The organism is Paraprevotella xylaniphila YIT 11841, assembly GCF_000205165.1.
Classification (GTDB): Bacteria; Bacteroidota; Bacteroidia; order Bacteroidales; family Bacteroidaceae; genus Paraprevotella; species Paraprevotella xylaniphila.
The window spans coordinates 64,629-90,352 of record NZ_GL883811.1 but is presented as its reverse complement, the minus strand read 5'-3'; the positions used below and the strand labels follow the sequence as shown (position 1 = coordinate 90,352).

17 protein-coding genes are annotated in these 25,724 nt (G+C 50.4%); 14 read left to right on the top strand and 3 right to left on the bottom strand.

Features of this window, described 5'->3' with window-relative positions; genetic code table 11:
- Positions 1 to 163 precede the first annotated feature (163 nt).
- A complete protein-coding gene (locus HMPREF9442_RS01165; protein ID WP_040602452.1) occupies positions 164 to 1,528 on the bottom strand; it encodes a dipeptidase in 1,365 nt (454 codons plus the stop codon).
- A 146-nt stretch (positions 1,529 to 1,674) separates the two neighbouring features.
- Positions 1,675 to 4,611 (bottom strand): DUF4982 domain-containing protein, encoded by a 2,937-nt coding sequence (locus tag HMPREF9442_RS01160; RefSeq protein WP_008624381.1) that lies wholly within the window; start codon positions 4,609 to 4,611, stop codon positions 1,675 to 1,677.
- A gap of 130 nt (positions 4,612 to 4,741) precedes the next feature.
- Here HMPREF9442_RS01160 and HMPREF9442_RS16355 point away from each other — a divergent pair, with 130 nt between their 5' ends.
- On the top strand, positions 4,742 to 4,894 hold the full coding sequence (locus tag HMPREF9442_RS16355) for a hypothetical protein (protein WP_172634373.1): 153 nt from the start codon (positions 4,742 to 4,744) through the stop codon (positions 4,892 to 4,894).
- 184 nt (positions 4,895 to 5,078) lie between these two features.
- On the opposite strand, the gene glmS is transcribed toward HMPREF9442_RS16355, so the two are convergent.
- Positions 5,079 to 6,926, bottom strand: coding sequence for a glutamine--fructose-6-phosphate transaminase (isomerizing) (gene glmS, locus HMPREF9442_RS01155; RefSeq protein ID WP_008624375.1), 1,848 nt, complete (start codon positions 6,924 to 6,926; stop codon positions 5,079 to 5,081).
- A 125-nt stretch (positions 6,927 to 7,051) separates the two neighbouring features.
- Between glmS and HMPREF9442_RS01150 the strand changes: the two genes are divergently transcribed.
- The 13 genes from HMPREF9442_RS01150 to HMPREF9442_RS01085 all read left to right on the top strand — a co-directional run bounded on the left by HMPREF9442_RS01150 (position 7,052) and on the right by HMPREF9442_RS01085 (position 25,617).
- The gene (locus tag HMPREF9442_RS01150; RefSeq protein ID WP_008624373.1) at positions 7,052 to 8,035 is read left to right on the top strand and encodes a tetratricopeptide repeat protein; all 984 of its coding nucleotides are present in this window, start codon (positions 7,052 to 7,054) and stop codon (positions 8,033 to 8,035) included.
- 293 nt (positions 8,036 to 8,328) lie between these two features.
- Complete coding sequence (locus HMPREF9442_RS01145; RefSeq protein WP_021980905.1) at positions 8,329 to 9,171, top strand: prephenate dehydratase; 843 nt, start codon at positions 8,329 to 8,331, stop codon at positions 9,169 to 9,171.
- On the top strand, positions 9,152 to 10,336 hold the full coding sequence (locus HMPREF9442_RS01140; RefSeq protein ID WP_008624369.1) for a pyridoxal phosphate-dependent aminotransferase: 1,185 nt from the start codon (positions 9,152 to 9,154) through the stop codon (positions 10,334 to 10,336). Before HMPREF9442_RS01145 ends, HMPREF9442_RS01140 begins: the two co-directional genes overlap by 20 nt.
- Positions 10,337 to 10,370: 34 nt before the next feature.
- On the top strand, positions 10,371 to 11,444 hold the full coding sequence (locus HMPREF9442_RS01135; RefSeq protein WP_008624367.1) for a bifunctional 3-deoxy-7-phosphoheptulonate synthase/chorismate mutase type II: 1,074 nt from the start codon (positions 10,371 to 10,373) through the stop codon (positions 11,442 to 11,444).
- A 24-nt stretch (positions 11,445 to 11,468) separates the two neighbouring features.
- Positions 11,469 to 12,242 carry a prephenate dehydrogenase gene (locus HMPREF9442_RS01130; protein ID WP_008624366.1) on the top strand — a complete coding sequence of 258 codons (774 nt, stop codon included), beginning with the start codon at positions 11,469 to 11,471 and terminating at the stop codon, positions 12,240 to 12,242.
- A 146-nt stretch (positions 12,243 to 12,388) separates the two neighbouring features.
- Positions 12,389 to 12,967: a bifunctional adenosylcobinamide kinase/adenosylcobinamide-phosphate guanylyltransferase gene (gene cobU / locus HMPREF9442_RS01125; RefSeq protein WP_172604724.1), complete on the top strand. Its 579-nt coding sequence runs from the start codon at positions 12,389 to 12,391 to the stop codon at positions 12,965 to 12,967.
- A gap of 2 nt (positions 12,968 to 12,969) precedes the next feature.
- Complete coding sequence (gene cobT, locus HMPREF9442_RS01120) at positions 12,970 to 14,043, top strand: nicotinate-nucleotide--dimethylbenzimidazole phosphoribosyltransferase (RefSeq protein WP_040602450.1); 1,074 nt, start codon at positions 12,970 to 12,972, stop codon at positions 14,041 to 14,043.
- A gap of 14 nt (positions 14,044 to 14,057) precedes the next feature.
- Entirely contained in the window at positions 14,058 to 14,831 is a 774-nt protein-coding gene (cobS, locus tag HMPREF9442_RS01115; protein ID WP_008624360.1) for an adenosylcobinamide-GDP ribazoletransferase, read from the top strand.
- Between the two features lie 7 nt (positions 14,832 to 14,838).
- The gene (gene cobC, locus HMPREF9442_RS01110; RefSeq protein WP_008624358.1) at positions 14,839 to 15,366 is read left to right on the top strand and encodes an alpha-ribazole phosphatase; all 528 of its coding nucleotides are present in this window, start codon (positions 14,839 to 14,841) and stop codon (positions 15,364 to 15,366) included.
- A 5-nt stretch (positions 15,367 to 15,371) separates the two neighbouring features.
- Positions 15,372 to 17,834 (top strand): helix-turn-helix domain-containing protein, encoded by a 2,463-nt coding sequence (locus HMPREF9442_RS01105; RefSeq protein WP_008624356.1) that lies wholly within the window; start codon positions 15,372 to 15,374, stop codon positions 17,832 to 17,834.
- Positions 17,835 to 17,925: 91 nt separating this feature from the next.
- Complete coding sequence (locus HMPREF9442_RS01100) at positions 17,926 to 20,403, top strand: glycoside hydrolase family 31 protein (RefSeq protein ID WP_021980908.1); 2,478 nt, start codon at positions 17,926 to 17,928, stop codon at positions 20,401 to 20,403.
- A 628-nt stretch (positions 20,404 to 21,031) separates the two neighbouring features.
- Entirely contained in the window at positions 21,032 to 23,203 is a 2,172-nt protein-coding gene (locus HMPREF9442_RS01090; protein ID WP_008624348.1) for a fasciclin domain-containing protein, read from the top strand.
- 242 nt (positions 23,204 to 23,445) lie between these two features.
- Positions 23,446 to 25,617, top strand: coding sequence for a fasciclin domain-containing protein (locus HMPREF9442_RS01085; RefSeq protein WP_008624346.1), 2,172 nt, complete (start codon positions 23,446 to 23,448; stop codon positions 25,615 to 25,617).
- Positions 25,618 to 25,724 lie beyond the last annotated feature (107 nt).

The window sequence follows — 25,724 nt, the reverse complement described above, 5'->3', positions numbered from 1 at the left end:
ACAACCTTTTAACGTAAACACCAAACGTTTGCCAATAAAAACCGAAAAAAATATCAACCGGATTAATTTACACCTTATTATATTTAACGTATTCCGATGTTTGAATCGCGTCATTCCCCCGCATACCCATATATGAAATCGTCCAGGCTTACGTCTCACGTGTTCAAAGCGTCACGGATTCATGGAATTCCACCACAGCCTCGATACCTTTCCGAAACATATCCAATGGGAAATTCTCATTAGGCGAATGAATCGCATTACTCTCCAAACCGAATCCCATCAAAACAGTCTTGGTTCCCAAAATCTTTTCAAAATCACTTATGATAGGGATACTGCCACCACGGCGCACAGCCAACGGCTTTCGCCCGAACGCCTTGGTGAAACCTTCTTCCGCAGCTTTGTAAGCAGGCAAGGTTATCGGACAGACATAGCCTTCGCCACCGTGCATAGGAGTCACTTTCACCTGCACGTAGTCCGGAGCTATGGATTCGATATAATCGACAAACATCCGGGAAATCTTCTCATGCTGTTGATGGGGAACCAAACGGCAAGACACCTTGGCATAGGCTTTAGACGGCAATACGGTCTTAGAACCCTCTCCCGTATAACCGCCCCAAATACCACACACATCGAACGACGGACGGCAACTATTCCGCTCGATCGTGCTGTATCCGTTCTCTCCTTTCAAAGCATGTACACCGATAGCTTGTTTATAACGTTCCTCGTCAAACGGGATTTCAGACAGCATCCGACGTTCTTCCTCCGACAGTTCTTCCACTTCATCATAAAAACCCGGTATTGTAATACGCCCATCTTCGTCAGTCATACGAGCCAACAAACCACACAATACATTAATCGGATTAGCTACCGCTCCACCGAAATGCCCGGAATGCAAATCACGGTTCGGCCCTGTCACCTCGATTTCCCAGTAAGCCAAACCTCTCAGTCCCGTCGTAAGCGAAGGCAGGTCGAGCGCGAGCATACTGGTGTCGCTCACTAAAATCACATCACAAGCCAACAGCTCACGGTACTCTTGCAGGAAAGCATTCAGACTGGGAGACCCGATTTCTTCTTCCCCCTCCAATATGAATTTGACGTTATGGCACAGAGCCCCTTCCCGCACCATATACTCAAAAGCCTTTAGTTGAATCATAGACTGCCCTTTATCATCATCCGCCCCACGGGCAAATACATGTCCGTCACGCACTTCCGGTTCAAAAGGGTCACTTTTCCATAAGTCCAACGGTTCGGCAGGCATCACATCGTAATGGCCATATACCAAAACCGTTGGCGCATCCTCCCCCACACGCTTTTCCGCATACACCAAAGGATTTCCTGAAGAAGGCATCAACCGCGCTTCATCTGCTCCAGCCTCTAAAAGCAAATCTCTCCAACGTTCGGCACAAGCCACCATATCATTCTTATGCGCCGGGTCGGCACTCACGCTCGGAATGCGAATCAGACTGAACCACTCTTCCAAAAAACGGGCTTCATTTTCTTCGATATACTCTTTTACGCTTTTCGCCATATATTTTCCATTTAAAAATTTCACACTTTGCATTCTTTGCCCAAATATATAGAATATATTCCATTGTCCTGCTATTTTAGACATAAAAAAGCCTTCCGCTCCTTGCAAACAGGAACGGAAGGCCATATTTGCCCAATGTGCCATACTTAAATCTTCTTCGACCAGACGGATGCTTCTCCTGAACGTAACCCGCCCGAAGATACTTTAACCGTAATTTTTCCAGGATTAAACGTCGTCCGCACCGCCACGCGCATCAAACCACCTTCGGCCTGCAACTCCGTATCGCCCGGGGCATGGTATTCCAAAGGTTTTCCTTCCGTGACATAGAAATTGTAAGAACCTTTGTACACCCCTTCGCCTTCCACTTCAAACTTCAACTGGTTGTCGGCAAAAGGACACCAATGCCCATCCTTGTCCACCACGCGCACCGTAGCGATGAAAGCATCCGAAGCATTGGCTTTCAATTCAAATCTTTCCCCGTCCGGTTTTGGTGTCGGTTCTTCGATTTCCACTTCCAAAGCGTACGGCTCGCCGGCAGAGGCGATCTCATCCTCGCAAACGGGACGTTTCCGTTCGTCCAACCCCACGGCCTTGACCGTACCCAGCTCCCATAGGATGCCTTTCCACGTGCAGCGGCGCGTCCGCGCCTCCGGTTCCACAATCCCACGGGATACCCCGTTGACGAAGAGTTCCACATAAGGACAGTTGCTCCACGCATCCACGTCCTGCAATCCCCGGAAGTTCCAATGGCTCTGCAAGGCCACACCGGGACGCTCGTCGAAAGGCACCCAAACGGCTTTCTCGAAAATCCGGTACAGCAATTTCGGGAAGCGGTTGCCGTCCATGGCGCACGAACCAAGGCTCTTTTGGTTGCGCATGCCGTTGAGGTAAATGGTGTACCCCTCCCCGTACGTCTCGGCCAACATCCAATTAATCCATCCGCATGCGCGTTTGTCCATATTATCAAAATAATTATTCACATAGTCCATCGAGAACTCTTTTTCATTATCGTAGTCGAAACGGGCGATGCACCAACTGGGCAAGCCCGACCAGTTCGTCCCGTAGACTTCCGTATTCCACGAAGGACTTCCTTCCACTTTCTCATAACGGTTTGTATAACCTATCACGACCGGTTCGTTCTTGTCCCACTCCGGTGGGTAACCGTCGCGGTTCTGCACGAGACGCGGTTGGATGTAATCCCATTTCTTCACTTGTTCCAGCGTATAAGACGGCAGGTATTTCTCCCCATCGTACGCCAAACCATTATTCGACTCCCAAATGACCACGCACGGATTGTTCCGGTAGGCCACCATCACATCGCGGTCGTACTCCCTTTTGTAAGTAATAGCCGGTTCGTCCTTCAACGCCCATTCATTGTCGCCGCTGTTGACAACCAACAAGATGCCGTAGCGGTCGCAAGCCTCGAACACTTCGGGAAAAGGCGGTTGGTGCCCCACGCGCAGCGTGTTGCCGCCGCACCGCGCTATCCGGGCCATGTCATTCCACCAGAAAGCCGCAGGGACAGCGGCCCCCAATCCCGGGTAATTATTCCGGTAACCGAAGCCGCGCAAAAAACATTTCTCACCGTTGACATAGCAAAAATCCTCGTCCCACGTGATTTGCCGGATGCCCCACAGACGGCTTTGCCTGTCCACCAGTCGTCCGTCCACGTAAACTTCATTCTCCACCTTATATAAATAAGGTGTACCGGAAGTCCCTATCGGATACCACAAACGGGGACGCTCCACCACTCCCGTCCGGTCAAACAATACGGTCTGACCGCCTGCGGCACGACGTGTGTCCTTGAAAGCCAAAGCGGTCTTGCCTTTCGCATCCTTCAGATATGTGCGCAGCTCCACGTCGCACGCTTCCGTACCCGCATTCTCCACGTTCACCTGAAAACGTACTTCGGCTTTGTCTTTGGTAGCCGACACCGTCCCGAAGTAAGTTCCCCACTTGCCCATAGGAGAATAAGAATCAAAAGGAATGTGTACCTTGTTCTTCTTGTGCAGGTAGACGGGGCAGACGATACCTCCCATGGCCTGACCGAAGCCTTCGTTGGTCCCGAAACCGGGCCAAGTGAAAAACGTGCCCTCGGCATTGGACACCCTTACCGCAATCTGGTTCTCTTTTCCATAACGCAAATAAGGCGTAATGTCCACTACGAAAGGCAATGCACTCCCCACATGGGTCACAGCTTCCGGCTGCTTCACCTTTGTATTGCTTCTTATCGGAGTTCCGTTCACATACACCGTTGTCCCTATGTTCACTCCTTGAAACTCCAAGAAGAACATCTGCCCACGGTCTTTTTCGTCTATGGTTATTTTCTTACGATACCACGCTTCTCCACGCCAACAACGCTCTCCCGTACTGGTATTCAAATAAGTGTCCTGCTCATTATAACAATGAGGAATCCCTACCGTCTGCCATCCGGTATCGTCGAACGAAAGCGAAGCCATGGCCCCGGCCTGTTCATAATCCTGCCCTGCTTTAGGGTTCACTTCCACTTCACTCAACGTTACAGGCACATCCTGTCCCTGTTCTGCCTTGCATTTCAATCCGGAAAAACGCACATAACGTGCCGTCCCCTTAACTTTCAAATTCAAATAAGTAGCCGTCACCGTCTCGGTATACCCCACCGTTCCGGTATGCCCCACGGTCGTAAAGTCGCCCTCTTTATGGAGCACACAGAGTTTCTTTCCTTCCGAAAGGGTTTGCCAAGTACTACCGTCGGCGGATACTTCCAACTTGACCTCTGCAAACCTCGTCCGGTCCGTGTCGAACCACAGTTTCACAGAAGATAAGGAAACGGACTTGCCCAAATCCACGCTCCATATTCCTCCTTCCGGAGCATCTCCAAGTTTCCAGTCCGAATGGATATCACCGTCGTGAACCACGGGAACGGACTTTCCGTCCAAACACACCTGCGCGTCTTTCGCCAAATTGATTTCCTGACGCACCACTTTCGTAAATTTCCATGGAGTATCCCCCAAATTAATACGTGTAGACACACTTTTAGCCTGCCCGCCACTCGCAAAAGCCAACAAGCATAGACACATTGACAATAAGTCTTTTCTTTTCATGTCGAAAAACTGTAAATTAAGTTTTTTAGGTTGTGATTATTTTTAAAGAACCGGTCCCGCATTTCCTTGCCTTCTACCACGGGGAAATGCCATCCGATTTCACATTAAAGTTCGTAAAAGTCCATCGTTTTTGCAAGCGGAAGAACAAAAATTAACGGTGTGTACGCGCCCAACACAGTTCACCAACGGGCACAAAGGGCTTTATACCGGAAAACATGGCTTCCTGCACGAAGGACAAACCGTAAAAGCCATCCCAAGACAGAAAAAACGTAAAGATTCATAAAAACAGAATCTCATTTGATTTTCAAGCATTTGAATCCTCAAAATCAATCTGCGGAGAATGAAAAATCAATCTGCGCCAAACGTTTTTTCAATCTCCTTTGATTGATTTTTCGTTTGGCGCAGATTGATTTTTGTATATAAGTTTCCTACGAAAATACCAGAAAACGAAATAAGCCGAAATACGATTACTCCACCGTGACCGACTTGGCCAAATTACGTGGTTGATCCACATCCTTGCCCTTGCATACGGCTATATGGTAGGCCAACAACTGCAAAGGGACGGAAACCACCAACGGCTCGAAACATTCCATTGTCTCGGGAAGTTCTATCACCTCGTCCGCCAAATCCCGTATCTTCGTGTCGCCTTTCGTCACGAGCGCAATGACACGTCCCTGACGGGCTTTTACCTCCTGGATATTGCTGATGAGCTTTTCGTACATCCCGTTGCGTGTGGCGATGACAAACACCGGCATTTCCGAATCGATGAGCGCAATGGGACCATGCTTCATCTCAGCAGCCGGGTAGCCTTCGGCATGGATATAAGAAATTTCCTTCAACTTCAAGGCACCCTCGAGCGCCACAGGATAACAGTAGCCGCGCCCCAGATAGAGGCAGTTGTGCGCATAGGTGAAAATCTTGGCCATCTGGGCTATCTGTTCATTAGCCTTTAGTGCCTCTTTCATTTTCTCGGGTATGGCCACCAACTCCCGCACCATCTTGACATACTCATCCTGCGAAATCGTCCCGCGCGCCTTGGCCAAAGCCAACGTCAACATGGCTAATACCGTCACCTGCCCCGTGAACGCCTTTGTAGAAGCCACGCCTATTTCCGGCCCCACATGGATGTAAGCCCCGGTATGCGTGGCCCGAGGTATGGAAGCACCCACGGAATTACAGATACCGAACACGAACGCCCCTTGCTTGCGTGCCAGTTCGATGGCGGCCAACGTGTCGGCCGTCTCGCCGGACTGCGATATGGCAATCACTACGTCGGTAGGCAAAATGACGGGATTACGGTAGCGGAACTCTGAAGCATATTCCACGTATACGGGAATACGGCAATAGTTCTCGATAAGTTGTTGGCCAATAAGCCCCGCATGCCATGACGTTCCGCATGCCACGATAATAAAACGGCTCGCGCTCAACAACTTGTCCTTGTGGTCGATGACCGCCGAAAGCGTCACGTTGTCGGCATCTATGTTGATGCGCCCGCGCATGCAATCAAGCAGGCAATCCGGCTGCTCGAAAATCTCCTTGAGCATGAAATACGGATAGCCTCCCTTTTCCAGTTGGCCAAGATTGATGTCCACCGTTTTCACCGTAGGGTGCATGCGCGTGTTGTCCATATCCACCACCTTCAGCTCGTCTCCGGGACGGATGACGGCGATGTCCCCGTCTTCCAAGTACACCACCTTGTCAGTGTATTCCACAATAGGGGTGGCATCCGAGGCCAGATAAAACTCATTGTCGCGCCCGATGCCCACCACCAACGGACTGCTCTTGCGTGCGGCGATGATTTGTTCGGGATGCCTTTTGTCCAATATCGCGATGGCATAGGCACCGATGACCTCATGCAAGGCCACTTGCACGGCACCCAACAAATCCAAATCATTGCTCACCTGGATATATTCAATGAGCTGCACCAACACTTCGGAATCCGTCTGGCTGCGGAACTTCACGCCGCGTTGCTGCAAACGTTCCTTCAACGTGGCATAGTTCTCGATGATGCCGTTATGGATCAGCGCCAGGTTGCCCGATGCCGAATAATGGGGATGGGCGTTTTCTGCACATGGTTCGCCATGCGTGGCCCAACGCGTATGGGCGATACCGATATGCCCGCTCACGTCTTTTGCTTCCACCGAGCGTTCCAAATCGCTGACCTTGCCTTTCGCCTTATACACATTCAAATCTCCCGAATTACTGATCAAAGCCACGCCGGCACTGTCATAACCACGGTACTCCAGACGCTTAAGTCCTTTTATCAAAATGGGGTAAGCCTCTCTCTTACCTATATATCCGACTATTCCACACATATTCCATTTATTTTTCCAAAAGCAAACTTAGTAAAGTCTAAACGCTTAAACATGATTTATCGTACAAATGTACGTTATTTTAAGCAATTTTAGTATATTTGCGCGCAGAAAAAAACGAGAATAAAATGGGATTTCTAAAAACATTGTTCGGCGCCCGGGAAGAGTCCCCGGAAGAAAAAACCGAGAAACGCCGCGAGCGGGATTTTAACGTACTGAAATATGACGGTGTACGCGCCTGTAAAATGGGGGAGGTCAAATATGCCATACGTTGTTTCCGCGAAGCACTTGCCCTCCGGAACGATTCCGAAACCGCAAGTTATCTGGCCGAAGCCTTGCTCTCCGACAAACAGGCTGAAGAAGGCCGGAGCATATTGGCAAAACTGGCCGAAGAACTGCCGGACCATATCGGCGTACGGTTGGCCATGGCCCGTGCCGATGAAATGATGCAGGATTATACGCGCATGGACGAAGATTGCCAGGCCGCCTTGCAAATCGACAGTTGCCATGCCGGAGCGCTCTACCGCTCGGCCCAAGCCAAACATGCCTTGCACGACGAACTGAACGCCGTGGCCCTGTTGACACAAGCCATCGTACAGGACGGCCATTTGACGGAAGCTTACCTGTTACGCGCAGAAATCCTCCGCGCCATGGGCAGCCTGACAGAAGCCGAAGCCGACATCGACCACTTACTTGAAAGCGAGGAAGCACGACCTGCACCCGAAGAAGCCGTAATGTTGAAAGCCGCACTGCGACTGCAGCAAGGGGATGCTCCCACAGCCATTACCTATTATAATAAGGTGAAGACGCAAAACCCTCTAATGGGAGAAGCGTACGTGGGACTCAGCACGGCATACGCCGCCAACCGTCAGCTCGACCGGGCACTGTCCACACTGGACGAAGCCGTGGAACTCATGCCGGACTTCAGCGAAGGATACAAAGAACGCGGACGCATCAAACTGATGCTCAACGACAAGGCCGGGGCGACCGATGACCTGAAAAAAGCGTTGGAAACCTCTCCGGAAGCAGCCAAGGCCGTCGAAGGACAGTTCAGCAACATAGAACAAGAGATGAACGGACAATACAAAAACCGTAACCCTTACGGTTTCTAAATGTAATCAAAATCAGGTATTCTTTCACATTTTTCCCGTTTAAGAGGAAAAAAGCGGCGAAAACATTTGCCGGAAATGAAAAAATCCCTAATTTTGCAACAGATTCAAAAATACGAAGATGAAAGAATTATTCAACACATATTTTTATTTCTTCTTTTACTTTTACTTTAGCCATAAAGTGAAGCGGGAGTTCGTATGTGTACCAAACAGAGAATTATACTAATCCAATAAGACATGAGGTCCCGCTTCCCACCGAAGCGGGACTTTTTTGTAAAAACGACAAAACAAAAACAATGAAACGAATTGCAATCCAAGGTATCAAAGGGTCGTACCACGACATGGCCGCCCACTACTTCTTCGACAAAGAGGACATAGAACTTATCTGCTGCTCCACCTTTGAAGAAGTATTTGCCACGGTAAAGGACGACAGTACGGTACTCGGTATGGCTGCCATCGAGAATACCATAGCGGGCAGCCTGTTGCACAATTACGAGTTGCTTTGCGACAGTGGACTTACCATCGTAGGCGAGCATAAGCTGCGCATTTCCCACAGCCTGCTTTGCCTCCCGGACGACAACATAGAGGACATCACCGAGGTACATTCCCATCCGGTAGCCCTGATGCAATGCCGCGAATTCCTGGCCCGGCATCCTCGTCTGAAAGTCGTGGAAGGAGAAGATACGGCCGGCTCGGCGGAAATCATCAGCCGGGAACAACTGCGCGGACAAGCCGCCATCTGTTCCAAATTCGCAGCCCCGCTGTACGGCATGAAAGTATTGGAAGAAGGCATCGAGACCAACAAACACAATTTCACCCGTTTTCTGGTCTTCAGCCAACCGCAACGCGCCAACCTGCTGCGTGATATACGCCAGACCAACAAAGCCAGCCTGGTATTCACCCTTCCCCACGAAGAAGGCTCGCTCTCGCAGGTGTTGTCCATCCTTTCTTTCTATAAATTGAACCTGACCAAAATACAATCCCTCCCCCTCGTGGGAAAAGAGTGGCAATATATGTTTTACGTAGACTTGGGCTTCGACGATTATACCCGCTATTCACAAAGCATAGATGCCATTACCCCGCTGACCAAAGAACTCAAAATATTAGGAGAATATCAAGATGGAAGACAAACTATATAAATTCCGCATACAGCCAGCCGGACGGCTGAGTTCCGTACAGGAATACTATTTCTCAGTGAAACTCAAAGAAGTGGCACGCATGAACGCCGAAGGTAAGGACGTTATCAGCCTGGCTATCGGAAGTCCGGACATGCCCCCTTCGCCCCAAACCATAGAAACGCTGTGCGAAGAAGCCCGACATGCAGACGCACACGGCTACCAACCCACAACGGGCATCCCCGAACTGCGCCGGGCCATGGCCGATTTCTACAAACGGTGGTACGACGTGGATTTGGACCCGGCCTGCGAAATACAGCCGCTTATCGGCTCCAAGGAAGGCATACTCCACGTCACGTTGGCCCTGGCCAATCCGGGCGACCGCGTGTTGGTGCCCAATCCGGGATACCCCACCTACACGTCGCTCAGCAAAATCCTCGGCCAACAAATCACCTATTATGACTTGCAGCCCGAAAACGGTTGGCAACCCGACTTCAAAGCCTTGGAAGAAATGGACCTGAAGGGCGTGAAAATCCTATGGACCAACTATCCCAACATGCCGACGGGTGCCAACGCCCGGCGCGAAACGTACGAAAAACTGGTAGACTTCGCCTTGCGCCACAACCTTGTCATCGTGAACGACAACCCGTATAGCTTCATCCTGAACCACGAACGGCTCAGCATCCTGCAAGTCCCTGGCGCCAAACGCTGCTGCATCGAGTTCAACTCCATGAGCAAGAGCCACAACATGCCGGGCTGGCGCGTAGGCATGTTGGCCACGAACGCGGAATTCGTGCAATGGATTCTCAAAGTGAAGAGCAATATCGACTCGGGAACCTTCCGCCCAATGCAGCTCGCCGCAGCAGCAGCCTACCGGAACGATGCCCAATGGCACGAAGAAGCCAACATACACGTGTACGCCGAACGCCGGGCACTGGCCGAGGAAATCATGCGCACACTGGGCTGCACCTTCGACCCGACGCAAGTGGGCATGTTCCTTTGGGGGCGCATCCCGGAAAGTTGCGACAACGTGGAACAACTTACGGAGAAGATTCTGCACGAGGCACGGGTCTTCATCACGCCGGGATTCATCTTCGGCAGTAACGGCAACCGGTATATCCGGATTTCGCTTTGCGCCAAAAAAGAGAAAATAGCCGAAGCTTTGGAACGTATCCGGAAAGTATTTTAAGCACCAAAAAGCATTGAATTAAAAACATAACGATATGGACGATTTACGATTAACTTCCCTGAACCTTCCGGGAATAGACGAAAACAAGCGACCCCTCGTCATCGCCGGCCCCTGCAGTGCCGAAACAGAGGAACAAGTCATGGCCACCGCCCGGCAACTGGCCGAAAAAGGATTCAAGATATTCCGTGCCGGTGTATGGAAGCCGCGTACCAAACCGGGAGGGTTCGAAGGTATGGGCGAAACGGCATTACCCTGGCTGCAACGCGTCAAGGAAGAGACCGGCATGCTGATAGCCACCGAAGTGGCCATGCCCAAGCATGTGGAAGCGTCTCTCAAAGCCGGAGTGGACTTACTTTGGGTCGGAGCACGTACTACAGCTAATCCTTTCGCCATGCAGGAACTGGCCGATTCCCTCAAAGGTGTGGACATCCCGGTTTTAGTCAAAAATCCGGTGAATCCCGACATCGAACTTTGGATAGGAGCCTTACAGCGCATCAACGGGGCAGGCATCACCCGTTTGGGGGCCATCCACCGCGGATTCTCCAGCATCGACCAGAAAATCTACCGCAATGCTCCCATGTGGCACATCCCCATCGAACTGCACCGCCGTTTCCCCAACTTGCCCCTCATCTGCGACCCGAGCCACATCGGCGGACGCCGCGACTTGATTGCCCCGCTCTGCCAACAGGCCATGGATATGGGCTTCAACGGATTGATAGTAGAAAGCCACTGTAACCCGGATTGTGCATGGAGCGACGCCAAACAACAAGTCATGCCCGATGTGCTCGACTTCATACTTGACCGTCTGGTGGTACGCGAGAACGTGGAAATGACAGAAAGCCTGTCAGCCCTGCGCAAACAGATAGATACCTTGGACAATGACCTGATGGACCTGTTGACCCGCAGGATGCGTGTGAGCCGCGAAATCGCGACCTATAAAAAGGAACACGACATGGCCGTGGTGCAAACCGGACGCTACTCTGAAATCCTTGACAAACGGGGGGCGCAAGGCGTACTCTGTGGAATGGACGCAGATTTCGTCAGGAAAATCTATGAAGCCATCCACGAGGAAAGCGTACGCCAACAAATGGACATCATTAACAAGTAAGCACGGACAAAAAGAACAAACATCATGAGAATACTCATTTTAGGAGCCGGGAAAATGGGCTCATTCTTCGTGGACTTGCTGAGTTTCGACCATGAGACGGCAGTATACGACATCGATGCCAAACGGCTACGGTTCATGTACAATACGCAACGTTTCACCTCGATGGACGAAATAGACGCATTCCGCCCCGAACTGGTCATCAATGCCGTGACACTGAAATATACACTGGATGTCTTCCGGCAAGTGATTCCCCACCTGCCTCAAGACTGTATCCTGAGCGACATTTCGTCCGTCAAAACGGGATTCAAGGAGTTTTATGAAGGTGCAGGCATGCGTTATGTCAGCACACACCCCATGTTCGGCCCCACGTTTGCCAACTTAGGCAGCCTGAACCACGAGAACGCCATTGTCATCAACGAAGGCGACTATATGGGACGCATCTTTTTCCGTGACTTATACAGTCGGCTCGGATTACATGTCTGCGAATACTCGTTCGAGGAACATGATGAGACCATGGCCTACTCGCTCAGTATTCCTTTCGTATCGACTTTCACCTTCGCTGCGGTGATGAAACATCAGGATGCCCCGGGCACGACATTCAAACGCCATCTGAAAATAGCCCAGGGCGTGCTGAGCGAAGACGACTGCCTCCTTCGGGAAATCCTTTTCAACCCGCGTACCAAAAGTCATGTGGAGCGCATCCGCGAAGAGTTGAAAAGCCTCATCCACATCATCGACGAGCGCGACGAAGAAGGGCTGAACCGCTACCTGACACGTATCCGGGAAAACATCAAATAAAAAACGCCCGAAGGCTCCATACCCAACCGCAAGCCCGGACCCACTCTACAAGCGTCCGGACCTGCGGTTGGACTTTTTTTGAAAAAGGGAACGATTTCCAATAACCACGGACATGAATAGGAAAATAAATGGCTATCTTTGCGGACATGAAAAGAATTATTCTGATTACAGGAGGAGAACGCTCCGGTAAAAGCATGTATGCCGAACAGTTGGCACTGCGACTGTCCGAACAGCCTGTTTACATGGCCACGGCACGCATTTGGGACGAGGAGTTCCGCCAACGCGTACATATCCACCGCGAACGGCGAGGCCCGCAATGGACCAACATTGAGGAAGAAAAATACCTGAGCCGCCACGACCTGAGGGGACGGACGGTGTTGGTGGATTGCGTCACGCTGTGGACCACGAATTTTTTTTTCGACTATACGCCGCAGCCGGGTTCCCGGGTTCCGAATCCCTCCGACACCGTGGAAAGCCGACAGGCCCAAGCCGGAATCCGGCAAGTAGAGGAGACGCTGCAAGCCGTGAAAGAAGAATTCCTGCGCTTCACTTCGCAGGAGGCGACTTTCATATTCGTAACCAACGAAATCGGGATGGGAGGCGTATCGACTAACGAAGTGCAACGCCGCTTTACCGACTTGTTGGGTTGGACCAACCAATTCGTAGCGTCCCAGGCCGATGAGGTCTACCTGATGGTGAGCGGTATCCCTGTGAAAATCAAATGAACATGAAAACATTCCGAATTACGACTCCGGACGAGGCTTTGCGCCCTGCCCTGCAAAACAAAATAGACAACCTGAACAAGCCGAAAGGGTCGATGGGACGGTTGGAAGAATTAGCCCTGCAAATCGGCCTGATACAACACACGCTCTCACCGGAATTGCGCCACCCTTGCCACCTGCTGTTCGGTGCCGACCATGGAATCGAACGCGAAGGAGTCAGCATATCCCCTCGCGAAATCACCTGGCAACAAATGATTAACTTCAGCCACGGGGGAGGCGGAGTAAATATGTTCTGCCGCCAACACGGTTTCGACCTGTTCCTGATAGACATGGGAGTGGACTACGATTTGCATTCCTATCCCGGCATCATCGACTGTAAAGTAGCACGTGGTACACGGAACTTCCTTCACGAAGCGGCCATGACGGAAGAGGAAACGGACCGATGCATAGAAACCGGTGCCCGCATGGTGACAGAATGCCACGAACGGGGCTGTAACGTCGTCAGCATAGGCGAAATGGGAATTGGCAACACCTCTCCTTCTTCCATTTGGATGCACTTGCTGACCGGCACGCCGTTGGAAATGTGCGTGGGGGCAGGAGCCGGACTGGACAATGCCGGTATCCGCCACAAATACGAGGTCCTGCAAAATGCCGTACAGCATTTCCGCGCCCATCATCCCGACCTGCAAGATGCCGATGTCTGTTCAACCCAGTACGCCACGGAAATGCTCCGTTGGTTCGGCGGCTTCGAAATGACGGCGGCCATCGGTGCGATGCTGCGTGCCGCCGAATTGGGCATGGTGATTCTGGTGGACGGTTTCATCATGACGGCCTGCATGCTGATGGCCTCACGGCTTTATCCGGCCATACGCCACTATGCCGTGTTCTGCCACGAAGGCGACGAGGCCGGACACCGGCGGATGCTCGCAGCCTTGCATGCCCGAGGGCTGCTCCAGATAGGCTTGCGCCTCGGTGAGGGCACAGGTGCTTTGTGCGCCTATCCGCTCTTGCAATCCGCCGTCCGCATGCTCAACGAAATGAACAACTTCGAAAACGCTCACATTACCAAATACTTTTAATCCCGCATCCCACTATGACAGACCGACTATGGGCTTCACTGATTTTCTTCACGCGCCTGCCTTTCTGGCGCATCCGGCAAGTGGACGCCAAGTATTTCAAACACGTGGTAGACTACTGGCCGTTCGCAGGTTGGCTCACGGGAGGTACGGCCGCTCTCGTTTTCTGGCTTGTTTCAGGGATTCTACCGGTCACCACGGCTGCTTTGGCAGCGACAGGCACACGCTTGTGGCTTACCGGTGCCTTGCATGAAGACGGATTGGCTGACTTCTGTGACGGATTCGGCGGAGGTACCACACGCGAACGTACATTGGCCATCATGAAGGATTCCCATATCGGTACGTATGGTGTCCTGGGACTGGTCTTCTACATCGGACTGCTAATCAGTCTGGTCTCGGCTCTGCCGCTTTGTATGGCTCCGGCCATTATCTTCACAGCCGACGTGTATGCCAAAGCATGCAGCAGTTTCATCATCCTGCAACTCCCCTACGCCCGGACGGCAGAACAAGCCAAAGCGGGGGTCGTTTACTCCGTCTGGAATAAACAGGCTATCGCTAGCCACGTATTCCGTTGCCTGCTCGCCCTTGTCCCATGCGTAGCGTGGCTCCTGTCCGGCCCGACCGTTTTCCCTTTCTGGGCTTTTCTGGCTCCCCCGGTTACAGAACTTCTGCTCACCAGTTGGATGAAACGCCGGTTGCAAGGTTATACGGGCGACTGTTGCGGTGCCTTGTTCTTGCTCTGTGAGTTGAGTTTCTATTTATCTATTGTCATACTTTACCATTTCATATAATCCCGTCATGGAAATCTATTTAGCCCGACATACCTCAGTAGACGTCCCACGCGGCACTTGCTACGGTTTTACGGATGTTCCCCTCCGTGCCACATTCCGGCGCGAAGCCACTGCCACCCGACTACGGCTTGGCAACCTCACTTTCGACCACGTGTACACCAGTCCGCTCAGCCGGGCGGCCAAGTTAGCCACATTCTGCGGTTATCCCGCTGCCGAACGGGACGAACGGCTGAAAGAAATGAATATGGGCGACTGGGAAATGCAACGTTTCGATGACATCATCGACGAACGGTTACAACTTTGGTACGACGACTTCCTGAACCAACCGACCACAGGCGGAGAATCGTTCCGCGACCTTTATGCCCGAGTAGCAGCCTTCTTGGACGACCTGAACAGGAAGGACTACCGGCGTGTAGCCATCTTCGCCCACGGCGGAGTACTGATTTGTGCCCAAGTTTATGCCGGTGCCATCCCGTTGGAAGACGGTTTCAAGCATCTGACATCCTACGGCGGCGTAGTGAAAATCAATATCTGAGCATCATGAAACATATATTGCTTTATCCCGTCCTGTTCATTTGCTTCCTCGCCTGTCTTCCCGCCAATGCCCTTCCGTACGTTTTCAGCCGATTGGATGCGTCGGACGGCCTAAGCGACAACCAAGTGCAACATATCCTGCAACTGCCGGACGGACGGATGGTCTTCACGACATTAGGTAACATCAACCTATACGACGGCATGCGGTTCCATTACATACACCGGAACGACTCCGACGTGTATGCCATCGACGGTTACCATGGGCATTACCATGTATATGTAGGCGACCATGAAAGACTTTGGGTAAAGGATTACGGCAAAGCATGGTGCCTCGACCTCCGGCATGAACGATACCTCAAGCAACCGGAACAGGTTTTCTCAGAAACGGGGATACGGGAAAAAGTAAACGACTTGTTCGTGGACTCCGAAAAGGGATTATGGTTGGTCTCTTCCAAAGGAATTTGGGAAACCCGGAAGAAACGTTACCTTTTACTCCCGAAAGATGCCGGCGAGTTGCAGGACGTTGAAGTCTCGGACGGGCGAATTTACCTTTTTTCCAGTTCCGGGGAAGTGCTTTGCTACTCACAAAACCAAGGTAAACTGCTTTACCGGGCAACGGCTTATCCGGAAAGCGAACATGCAAACTACGGCCGCACCTCGCTCGTGGTCAAGGGACCTGACGGCAACTTCTACCAAGTCAGGAGCGGCATGAAGTCCGGATTGTTCGCCTTTTTCCCAAAATCGCGCACATGGAAGCAATTATTGGATACCCAAAGCCCCTTGCACACGTTGATAGTCCCATCTCCCCAAATGGCTTACATCAGCAGCCTGAACGGTATTTGGGCCATCAACCTGGCCAACGGCAAAGCCCATTTCCAATCTAGCCTCCGTACGACCGACGGCAAGCAACTACAGACCGACCTCAACACCATATACCAAGACCGCCAACAGGGCATTTGGTTGGGCACAGGAAACCGTGGCATACTCTACACCCACCCCGAACGTTTCAAATTCATCTCCACGGCCACGCAGGAAGAACTGCCATTTGAGGATTCCCTGAAAACGGCTACAAGACAACGGGCACGACGCCCGCCCATTTTCAAAGGGCAACAGTACAATGACGTGCATACCGACCGCCACGGGCGGACATGGGCCGGCACGCCAGACGGGCTGCGCCTTTTCTTCCCCGGACAAGACCAATACCGTACATTCTATACGGAAGACGGATTACCCAACAACTTCATCCATGCCATCACGGAAGACGGGCACGGGCAAATATGGCTGTCCACAAGTGATGGCATCTCGCGCCTGACCGTCAACGAAAACGCAGATTCGGCATGGTTTACCAATTACCGGCAGGAAGACGGAACGCTCAAAGGGGAGTACCGTAACCAAGAAGTACAAAATTTGCCGGACGGAAGCATTTTGATGGGGGGAGTGAACGGATGGACGATGTTCCACCCCGACAGCGTGGAAATCCCCCGCAAGGATTTCCTCCCCCTTCTCATCAGTCTGTCTTTGTACGGAGAGCCAGTACACATCTCACAGGATTCCACCCACACGCATCCTCTTCTTCCACAAGCCCCGCCCTACGTCAAACATTTCGAGTTCAATTACAGGCAGAACCACATCGGCTTCGACTTTTCTGCCCTGAACTATGCCTGGCCTACACACACCTATTACCGTTACCGTCTCATCCACGAAGGTGACTCCACATGGCATATAGTACGCCCGCAAGCCAATAGCAGTATCATAGACCACAAAGGCAACCTGCATCTGACCTTTTCCCTTCTCCCACCCGGAAACTACCGCCTGGAAGTCATGGCTTCCACACAATCCCACCTTTGGGATGGCCCTGTCACGGATGTCACATTCACGATCCATGCCCCATGGTGGCTTACCCGTTGGGCTTACGCAAGTTATGCCATCCTACTCCTGCTATTGGCAGCCATCGGAATACGCCTATATATACGTCAGACCAAACGACGTATCCTGCGCCGGCACAAAGAAGACATTCTTCTCCTACGCATCCAACACCTTATCGAACGGTGCGACAGTTACGAACAACAAGCCTCAATAGCCAATACACGCGACAACAAACCACAAGAAAAAGAAGAACCACCTATCAGCGCCAATGACAGTGATTTTTTAAACAAGGCCGTAGCTTTGGTTGAGGCTCACCTGAACAGCCCGGGATACACCGTAGAGCAGCTTAGTAAAGACCTATGCATGGAACGCAGCGGATTGTATAAAAAATTAAATACGTTAATAGACAAATCGCCTAGCCTGTTCATCCGGAGCATTCGTCTGCGGCGAGCCGCAGACCTCATCCGAAAGGGGGGGATGAACATGGCAGACATAGCAGAACAAGTAGGATTCAGCTCGGCCAGCTACATGAGCAAATGTTTCCAGGAAGAATTTGGCTGCCGACCTTCGGAATACGCCGAAAAAGAGCAAGAATCAACATAATTACCACACGTTTCAACATAATTGTTACTGGTTTTTATCTGTTCTGGAATAACTTTGCACCATCAACATTCACTTTAAAAGTTTTCAAGACATGAGAAAAACCTTATTGACATTTTATGGCTTGGCTTGCATGGCCTGCCTGCACGCACAAGAGGTGACACGAACGGCGGAAGGCGCAAAAAATTTCATCCGCACACAAGATGTGACGGAAGAAATACGTTTCTATTCCGACGCCATCGTGCGTGTTATCAAGTACCCCGCACGCCAAATGCCCGACAAAAAAAGCTATCCGGTCATCAAGACACCGGAAAACATAGATATTTCCTATACGGAACAGGGCGGCAATTTATCCATGAAAACTCAAAACTTAGAAGTCATCATGGATAAGAATTCCGGCAAAATCACATTTAAAGACCTCCAAGGCAACTTATTGATACAGGAAAAAGAATTTGGCACGAACTTCATTCCATGCAAAGACGGCCCTCATGCCAGTTACCGCGTGACGCAACGTTTCATGCTCGAACCCGACGAAACCATTTTTGGACTGGGACAACAACAAACAGGCAAGTTGAACCAACGCGGCCAAGAACTGATGCTACGTAATGAAAACACTCGCGTATGTATCCCCTACATCACGTCGGAAAAAGGTTACGGCCTCTATTGGGACAACCCGTCACCTACCCTTTTCTCCGACACACCGCAGGAAACCAGTTTCAACAGCGAAGCCGGACTGATGAGCGACTATTACATTATTTATAAAGACGGCACACAAGACGGTGTCATTGCCGGCGTACGTGAGCTGACAGGACAAGCCTCCATGCTTCCTCTTTGGACCATGGGATTCTGGCAATGCCGTGAACGTTACAAAAGCCCCGATGAACTGTGTGGTGTATTGGACAAATACCGCGATTTGGAGATTCCCTTGGACGGTATCGTGCAAGACTGGCAATACTGGGGATGCGATTCCAATTGGAATGCCATGAAGTTCATGAACCCGCGCTACATCAACAAAATGGGAGACCCGGAATGGATGAGATATTTGCCTAACGGCGAAGATCCCAATGCCAAATATCCGGAGCCACGCATCAAGACCCCCAAAGAAATGGTGGAATATGTGCACAAGAACAACGCCCACCTGATGATTTCCGTATGGGCCAGCTTCGGACCTTGGACAGACCAATACAAGGAACTGGATGCCATGAATGCGTTATTAAAGTTCGAGACATGGCCACGTAATGCCGGAGTACACCCCTATGACCCCTTCAATCCCAAGGCACGGGATTTGTATTGGCGTTACCTGAAGAACCTTTACGACTTGGGCATTGATGCCTGGTGGACAGACTCCACGGAACCGGACCGCTTTGACATGGGTGAGAAAGAATTCAGCCTTCCTACGGCAGACGGCACTTTCCGTAGCGTGCACAATGCCTTCCCGCTTGTCAGCAACCAAGGCGTATACGAACACCAACGTGCCGTATCGGACAGCAAACGCCTGTTCCTCATGACCCGTTCCTCATACTTTGGCCAACAGCGTTACGGCTCATTCTGTTGGAGCGGCGATGTGTCTTCACAATGGAATGTCATGCGTGCCCAAATTGCGGGCGGATTAAATTACTCGCTTTGCGGTATCCCTTACTGGAACACGGACATAGGAGGTTTCTTCGGTTGGGAATATAACAATGACTGGCACAACGTGGCCATGCAGGAATTGCAAGTCCGTTGGATGCAATGGGGTTGTTTCATGCCTATCATGCGTAACCACTGTTCTTCGCCCATGGAAAGCGAAATCTACAAGTTCGGTGAACCGGGCTATTGGGCCTACGATGTCCAAAAAGATTTCGTTGAACTGCGTTACCGGCTTTTGCCTTATATATATAGCCTTTGCGGTGAAGCCACCCAAAATAACGGCAGCATCATGCGCCCGTTCGTTATGGATTTCCCCAAAGACAAGAAAGCCATCCGGACCGACAATGAATACATGTTTGGCCGCAACCTGCTCGTGATGCCCGTTACAGATTCACTTTACACCTATTTAGACCCCAAGACCAAAAAGGGATACACTTCAGTACCCGATGTGGCCAAGGCCGTGAAGAACGTAAAAGTCTATCTGCCCCAAGGTGCCAAATGGTACAACTTTTGGACGAACGAATTGCATGCCGGAGGGCAAACGGTCAATATGCCATGCCCCATCGACATCATGCCGGTGTACGTGAAAGCCGGTTCCATCATGGCCTTCGGCCCTGCAGTGCAATACACATCCGAAAAGAAGTGGGACAACTTGGAAATCCGTATCTATCCGGGAGCCGACGGCGAGTTCACCCTCTATGAAGACGAAGGCGACAATTACAATTATGAAAAAGGAGCTTTCAGCCAAATCCGTTTCCATTGGGATGACGCAACCCGCACACTGACCATAGATGACCGTAAAGGCGAATACAAAGGAATGTTGAAGAAACGTAACTTCCGTATCCTCGTAGTAGACCGCCAATCCCCTTCGGGCGACAAAGAACCGACCCAGTTTAGCCGTTCCGTACGTTACAACGGAAAAGCACAGGCCATCAAGTTGTAAAAAACTTTTAAACATCTGGATGCCGCACGCCTTCGCAATTCATTACCGCAGGTGTGCGGCTTCCGTTTTTTACGAACACAACCCTTAACTCCATTTTGGGTAACAGCAAGCCATCGAGGGACATCCCCCTACACTGGAATTTTCCAAAAAACCTGCTTCATCCTTCAGCACACAATATAAATATATAATAATCAAATTATTATAAACTGAAAGTTGTTCCGGTCATCTTTCAGCCATGCTTCATTTCTTTTGGAAAAGAACGGAAAACCAATCGGCTGAGAATGAAAAATCATTTGGCTGAGAATGAAATATCGTTTGACGCAGAACGTTTGACGACCTTCAGCCATGAAAGGAAACTGAAAGATAGGTATTTAATCTTTCAGTTCACAATATATTATATGATAGTCGTTTACCACATATCCTGAAAGATGAAAGACTTTTTTGCAACCCCCTTTGGGAAGAGCGCATGAGAAATCCCCCTAATTTTCCTTTCCAAATTGGCATTTATTATCCAATTTCTGAATAACATAATCCTATTTTATGGATGTTTATTTTCATATCTTTGTATAAAAAATTTTAAAACTATATTAATCTAATTTTTATTTTCAACATATTAAAATTTAAGGTTATGAAAAATAAAATCAGCCCCATCTTATCTATGGGTGCGGTGTTGTTCTCGTTCATGCTAACGACTTTATTTCCGAGTTGTAACGACGACCTTGCCGCCGACAGCTATTACACATTCACAGGAGAAATGATGAGCGACTTCCTGAACAACCATGAAGATTTCAGCCAATTCAGGCGTATAGTGGAGAGGGCAGGAAGAATGGACTTGCTGGCAAGCCGGGGAGCGAGGACGCTGTTCCCGCCCGTGAACTCCGGCGTGGAAGATTTCCTGAAAGAAAGGGGATACGCCTCCGTCGAGGACATTCCGGCATCTTTTTGCGACACGCTCGTCAAAGCCTGCCTGGTGGAACGGACATTGTACACATACAACCTGTCCGAAACACATCAGGAAAGCAACCAACTTGACCTGCCCGTAATCATCGTGACCGACGGAGATACGGTCGATGCCAACGGAATGACACTCAGCGTCATCAACCGGCGTGCCGCCATCATCAACGAATTGAAGAACGACTCCGTGGAAAACGGCGTGGTGCATCCCGTGGACAAGGTGATTGTGCCCAACACCAGTCTCGGAGCCAGCCTGTTGGACGATAACCACAAGGACTTCACCATTTTCTATGAAGCCCTCAAACGGACCGCACTGCTCGATTCCTTGTCACGTTACCGCGATGATGATTACGAAGTGTGGAAAAATAACTATAAAGAATTTACACAAAGCATGCACATCGGAAACGAGGACTACGTGGGCAAACGCCCCGACCATCGATACAGCGGTTTTACCCTCTTCATCGTGCCCGACAAGGTGCTTTATGAGAAGTATCCGGACCGTTTCAACGAGGATATGACCATGGATCAAAAGATTGATGCACTGTACGACTTGGCCGTAGAAAAATACAACGACAACACATCTGCCAGTATTTTCGGGCTGGACAAGACAGAACCCGCCTCAGGCAAGACTTATAAAGAACTGTATTGGGACAAATCCTCCCTGAAAAGCCGGTATAACCCGTTGAACATGTTCCTGTCCTACCATATCCTCGACCGCCTGTTCACCAGTACGGCCAAGCTCATCAACTGTTGGCAAATCAACACGGCCTATGCCGACCCGACGGAATGGGTGGGAACGATGCTGGATTTTTCCTCCATCAAACTGGAAAAAGTGTACCGTACAATCGATCCGGCCGTGGAGTACGAGCGCGAGTTCTACATCAATCATAGCGAAGCTTGCATGTACAACAACTACGAACGCATCCGCGGCGCCCACTTGACAACTCCTGAAAATGCAGACAACTTTTCATTGAACGTGGCCTATTATTACGTGGACGACGTGTTGGCCTACGACCAAACCATGCGCAACAAGGTGATGAACACACGCATGCGCATTGATTTCATGACACTTTGGCCGGAACTGACCAATAATAATATCCGTTTGGCCGGGAATCCTACACAAGCTTATAATTCTGGTGACAACAGTGAAGACGGAACCGAAGCAGGCGGCTTCAATTACTACCTTCCACCCGGTTATCTAAGAAACGTGTCCATCAGCGACAATACCACATTCTTCATATCGCGCCCCATCGTATATTGGTCCAACATGGGTGGAGATGTATTAGGCATACTGGGAACAAGTTACGATGTAACATTCCGACTGCCGAACGTACCGCCCGGAACATACGAGCTTCGTTTAGGTTACTGTGCCTTAGTGGATCGTGGCATCGGTCAAGTCTACGTGGACGGCATTCCACAAGGTATCCCAATGGATATGCGCTATAGCGCAAGTGACGCAAGAGTAGGCGGACTCTATAACGGGGGCAAAGGTTGGAGAAACAAAGAAGAAAATTCCAGTGGTATTTACACTTCGGAAGAGTTGGAAGAAAATGCCCGGGTAATGAAAAACAACGGCTACTACAGTGCTCCCAAAAGTGTATTCTACGGAAATGACGGTAACGACGCGCCAAGATACAGCGCAAATACTTGTACTATTTATTATAACCAAGATAACTTAATGCGCCGTAAAATCTGCAATGTGGAAGTAAAAGCCAATACACATCACACCATACGCTTGCGTTCCGTACTAACTAGTAGCGAAAGTGGAAACTTCACCCTTGACTACATGGAACTTGTACCCATAGACATCTGCGGAGCCGGAGGTCTTGGAGAGGACCTTTACTAATAAGGCTGATTAAAATACTTTTGGTTTAAAGCCGCACACCATTACGACCCTATGTCATTGGCGTGCGGCTTTCATCGTCCTTTCACTTAAGTCCGACATAATGAACAAGATTTTGCATTTATTATCCAAGTTTCGGATAATATCATCCTATTCTGGTTAGTGTAGCTTTTTATACCTTTGCATATCTGACAAGAAATCAAGAGTGAATTAATCTAATTTTTATTCTTACAAATTTTAAGATTATGGAAAACAAATTCAAATCTTGGATATCCCTATGCGCCCTATTGCTCTCGGTCGCACAGATACCCCTTTTTTCCGGTTGCAATGACGACCTTGCCGCCGACAGCTATTACACATTCACAGGAGAAATGATGAGCGACTTCCTGAACAACCATGAAGATTTCAGCCAATTCAGGCGTATAGTGGAGAGGGCAGGAAGAATGGACTTGTTGGCAAGCCGGGGAGCAAGGACGCTGTTCCCGCCCGTGAACTCCGGCGTGGAAGATTTCCTGAAAGAAAGGGGATACGCCTCCGTCGAGGACATCCCGGCATCATATTGCGACACACTCGTCAAAGCTTGTTTGGTGGAGCGTACCTTGTATACATACAACTTGTCCAAAACGCATCAGGAAAGCAACCAACTTGACCTGCCCGTAATCATCGTGACCGACGGAGATACGGTCGATGCCAACGGAATGACACTCAGCGTCATCAACCGGCGTGCCGCCATCATCAACGAATTGAAGAACGACTCCGTGGAAAACGGCGTGGTGCATCCCGTGGACAAGGTGATTGTGCCCAACACCAGTCTCGGAGCCAGCCTGTTGGACGATAACCACAAGGACTTCACCATTTTCTATGAAGCCCTCAAACGGACGGCCTTGCTCGATTCGCTCTCCCGTTACCGTGACGACGATTACGAAGTGTGGAAAAACAATTATGCCCCATTCACGCAAAGCATGCGTATCGGGAACGAGGACTACGTGGGCAAACGCCCCGACCATCGTTATAGCGGGTTTACCCTTTTTATCGTACCGGACAAGGTTCTTTACGAAAAATACTCCGACCGTTTCAACGAAAGCATGACCATGGACCAAAAGATTGATGCACTGTACGACTTGGCCGTAGAAAAGTACGATGACAACATTTCAGCCGGCATCTTCGGATTGGACAAGACTGACCCTGCCACCGGCAAGACTTATAAGGAGCTGTATTGGAACAAATCCTCCCTGAAAAGCCGGCATAACCCGTTGAACATGTTCCTTTCCTACCACATCCTCGACCGCCTGTTCACTAGCACAGCCAAACTTATCAACTGTTGGCAAATCTACACGGCCTATGCAGACCCGACGGAATGGGTGGGAACGATGCTCGACTTCTCTACCATCAAACTGGAAAAAGTGTATAGCACAATCGACCCGGCGGTGGAATATGAACGGGACTTCTACATCAACCATAGCCAAGCCTGTGCTTATAACAATTACGAACGAATCCGCGGCGCCCACCTGACAACTCCTGAAAATGCGGACAACTTTTCATTGAACGTGGCCTATTATTACGTGGATGACGTGTTGGCCTACGACCAGACCATGCGTAACAAGGTGATGAACACACGCATGCGCATTGACGTACTGACCTTGTGGCCCGAACTGACCACCAACAACATCCGTCTTTGCGGAAACCCCACTCAGGGTTACAACGCCGGGGACAACAGCGAAGAGGGAACCGAAGCCGGAGGCCACAATTATTATCTCCCACCGGGTTACCTGAAGAACGTGAAGTTCAGTGAAAACACCATATTCTTCTTGGAGCGTCCCATCGTACAATGGTCTAATATGGGCGGGGACGTGGTAGGCATATTGGGAACAAGCTACGACATCACGTTCCGCCTGCCGAGCGTGCCGCCCGGAACATACGAACTGCGGTTGGGGTACACTGCTTTGGAATCCCGTGGCATCGGCCAGGTCTACGTGGACGGTATTCCACAGGGTCTACCCATGGACATGCGCATTTTCGGAAACGACGGAAGTATCGGTGGTCTCTACAACGGATGGGCTGGTTGGCGCAACAAAGACGAGAATGCCGGTGGAATCTATACCACGGAAGAGTTGGAAGAAAACGCCCGAATCATGAAGAACAACGGTTATTACAGTGCTCCCAAAAGCGTATTCTTCGGTAATGACGGGAACGACGCACCGAGATACAGCGCAAACACATGTACCATTTATTATAACTCAGTAAACTTGCTGCGCCGCAAAATCTGCAACGTGGAAGTAAAACCCAATACCCACCACTCCGTACGTTTACGCTCCGTATTGACCAGTAGCGAAACTTCTGATTTCACGCTTGACTTCATGGAATTGGTTCCGATAGACATCTGCGGGGCCGGAGGGCTTGGGGAAGACCTCTATTGACAGGCTGAATTCTCGCGAAGACGTTACCGCTTGCCACAACGGTACACATCCCTGCCTACCCTTCATTATTGACAATGGAGGATAGGTCTTTTTTTGCTTTTATTAGG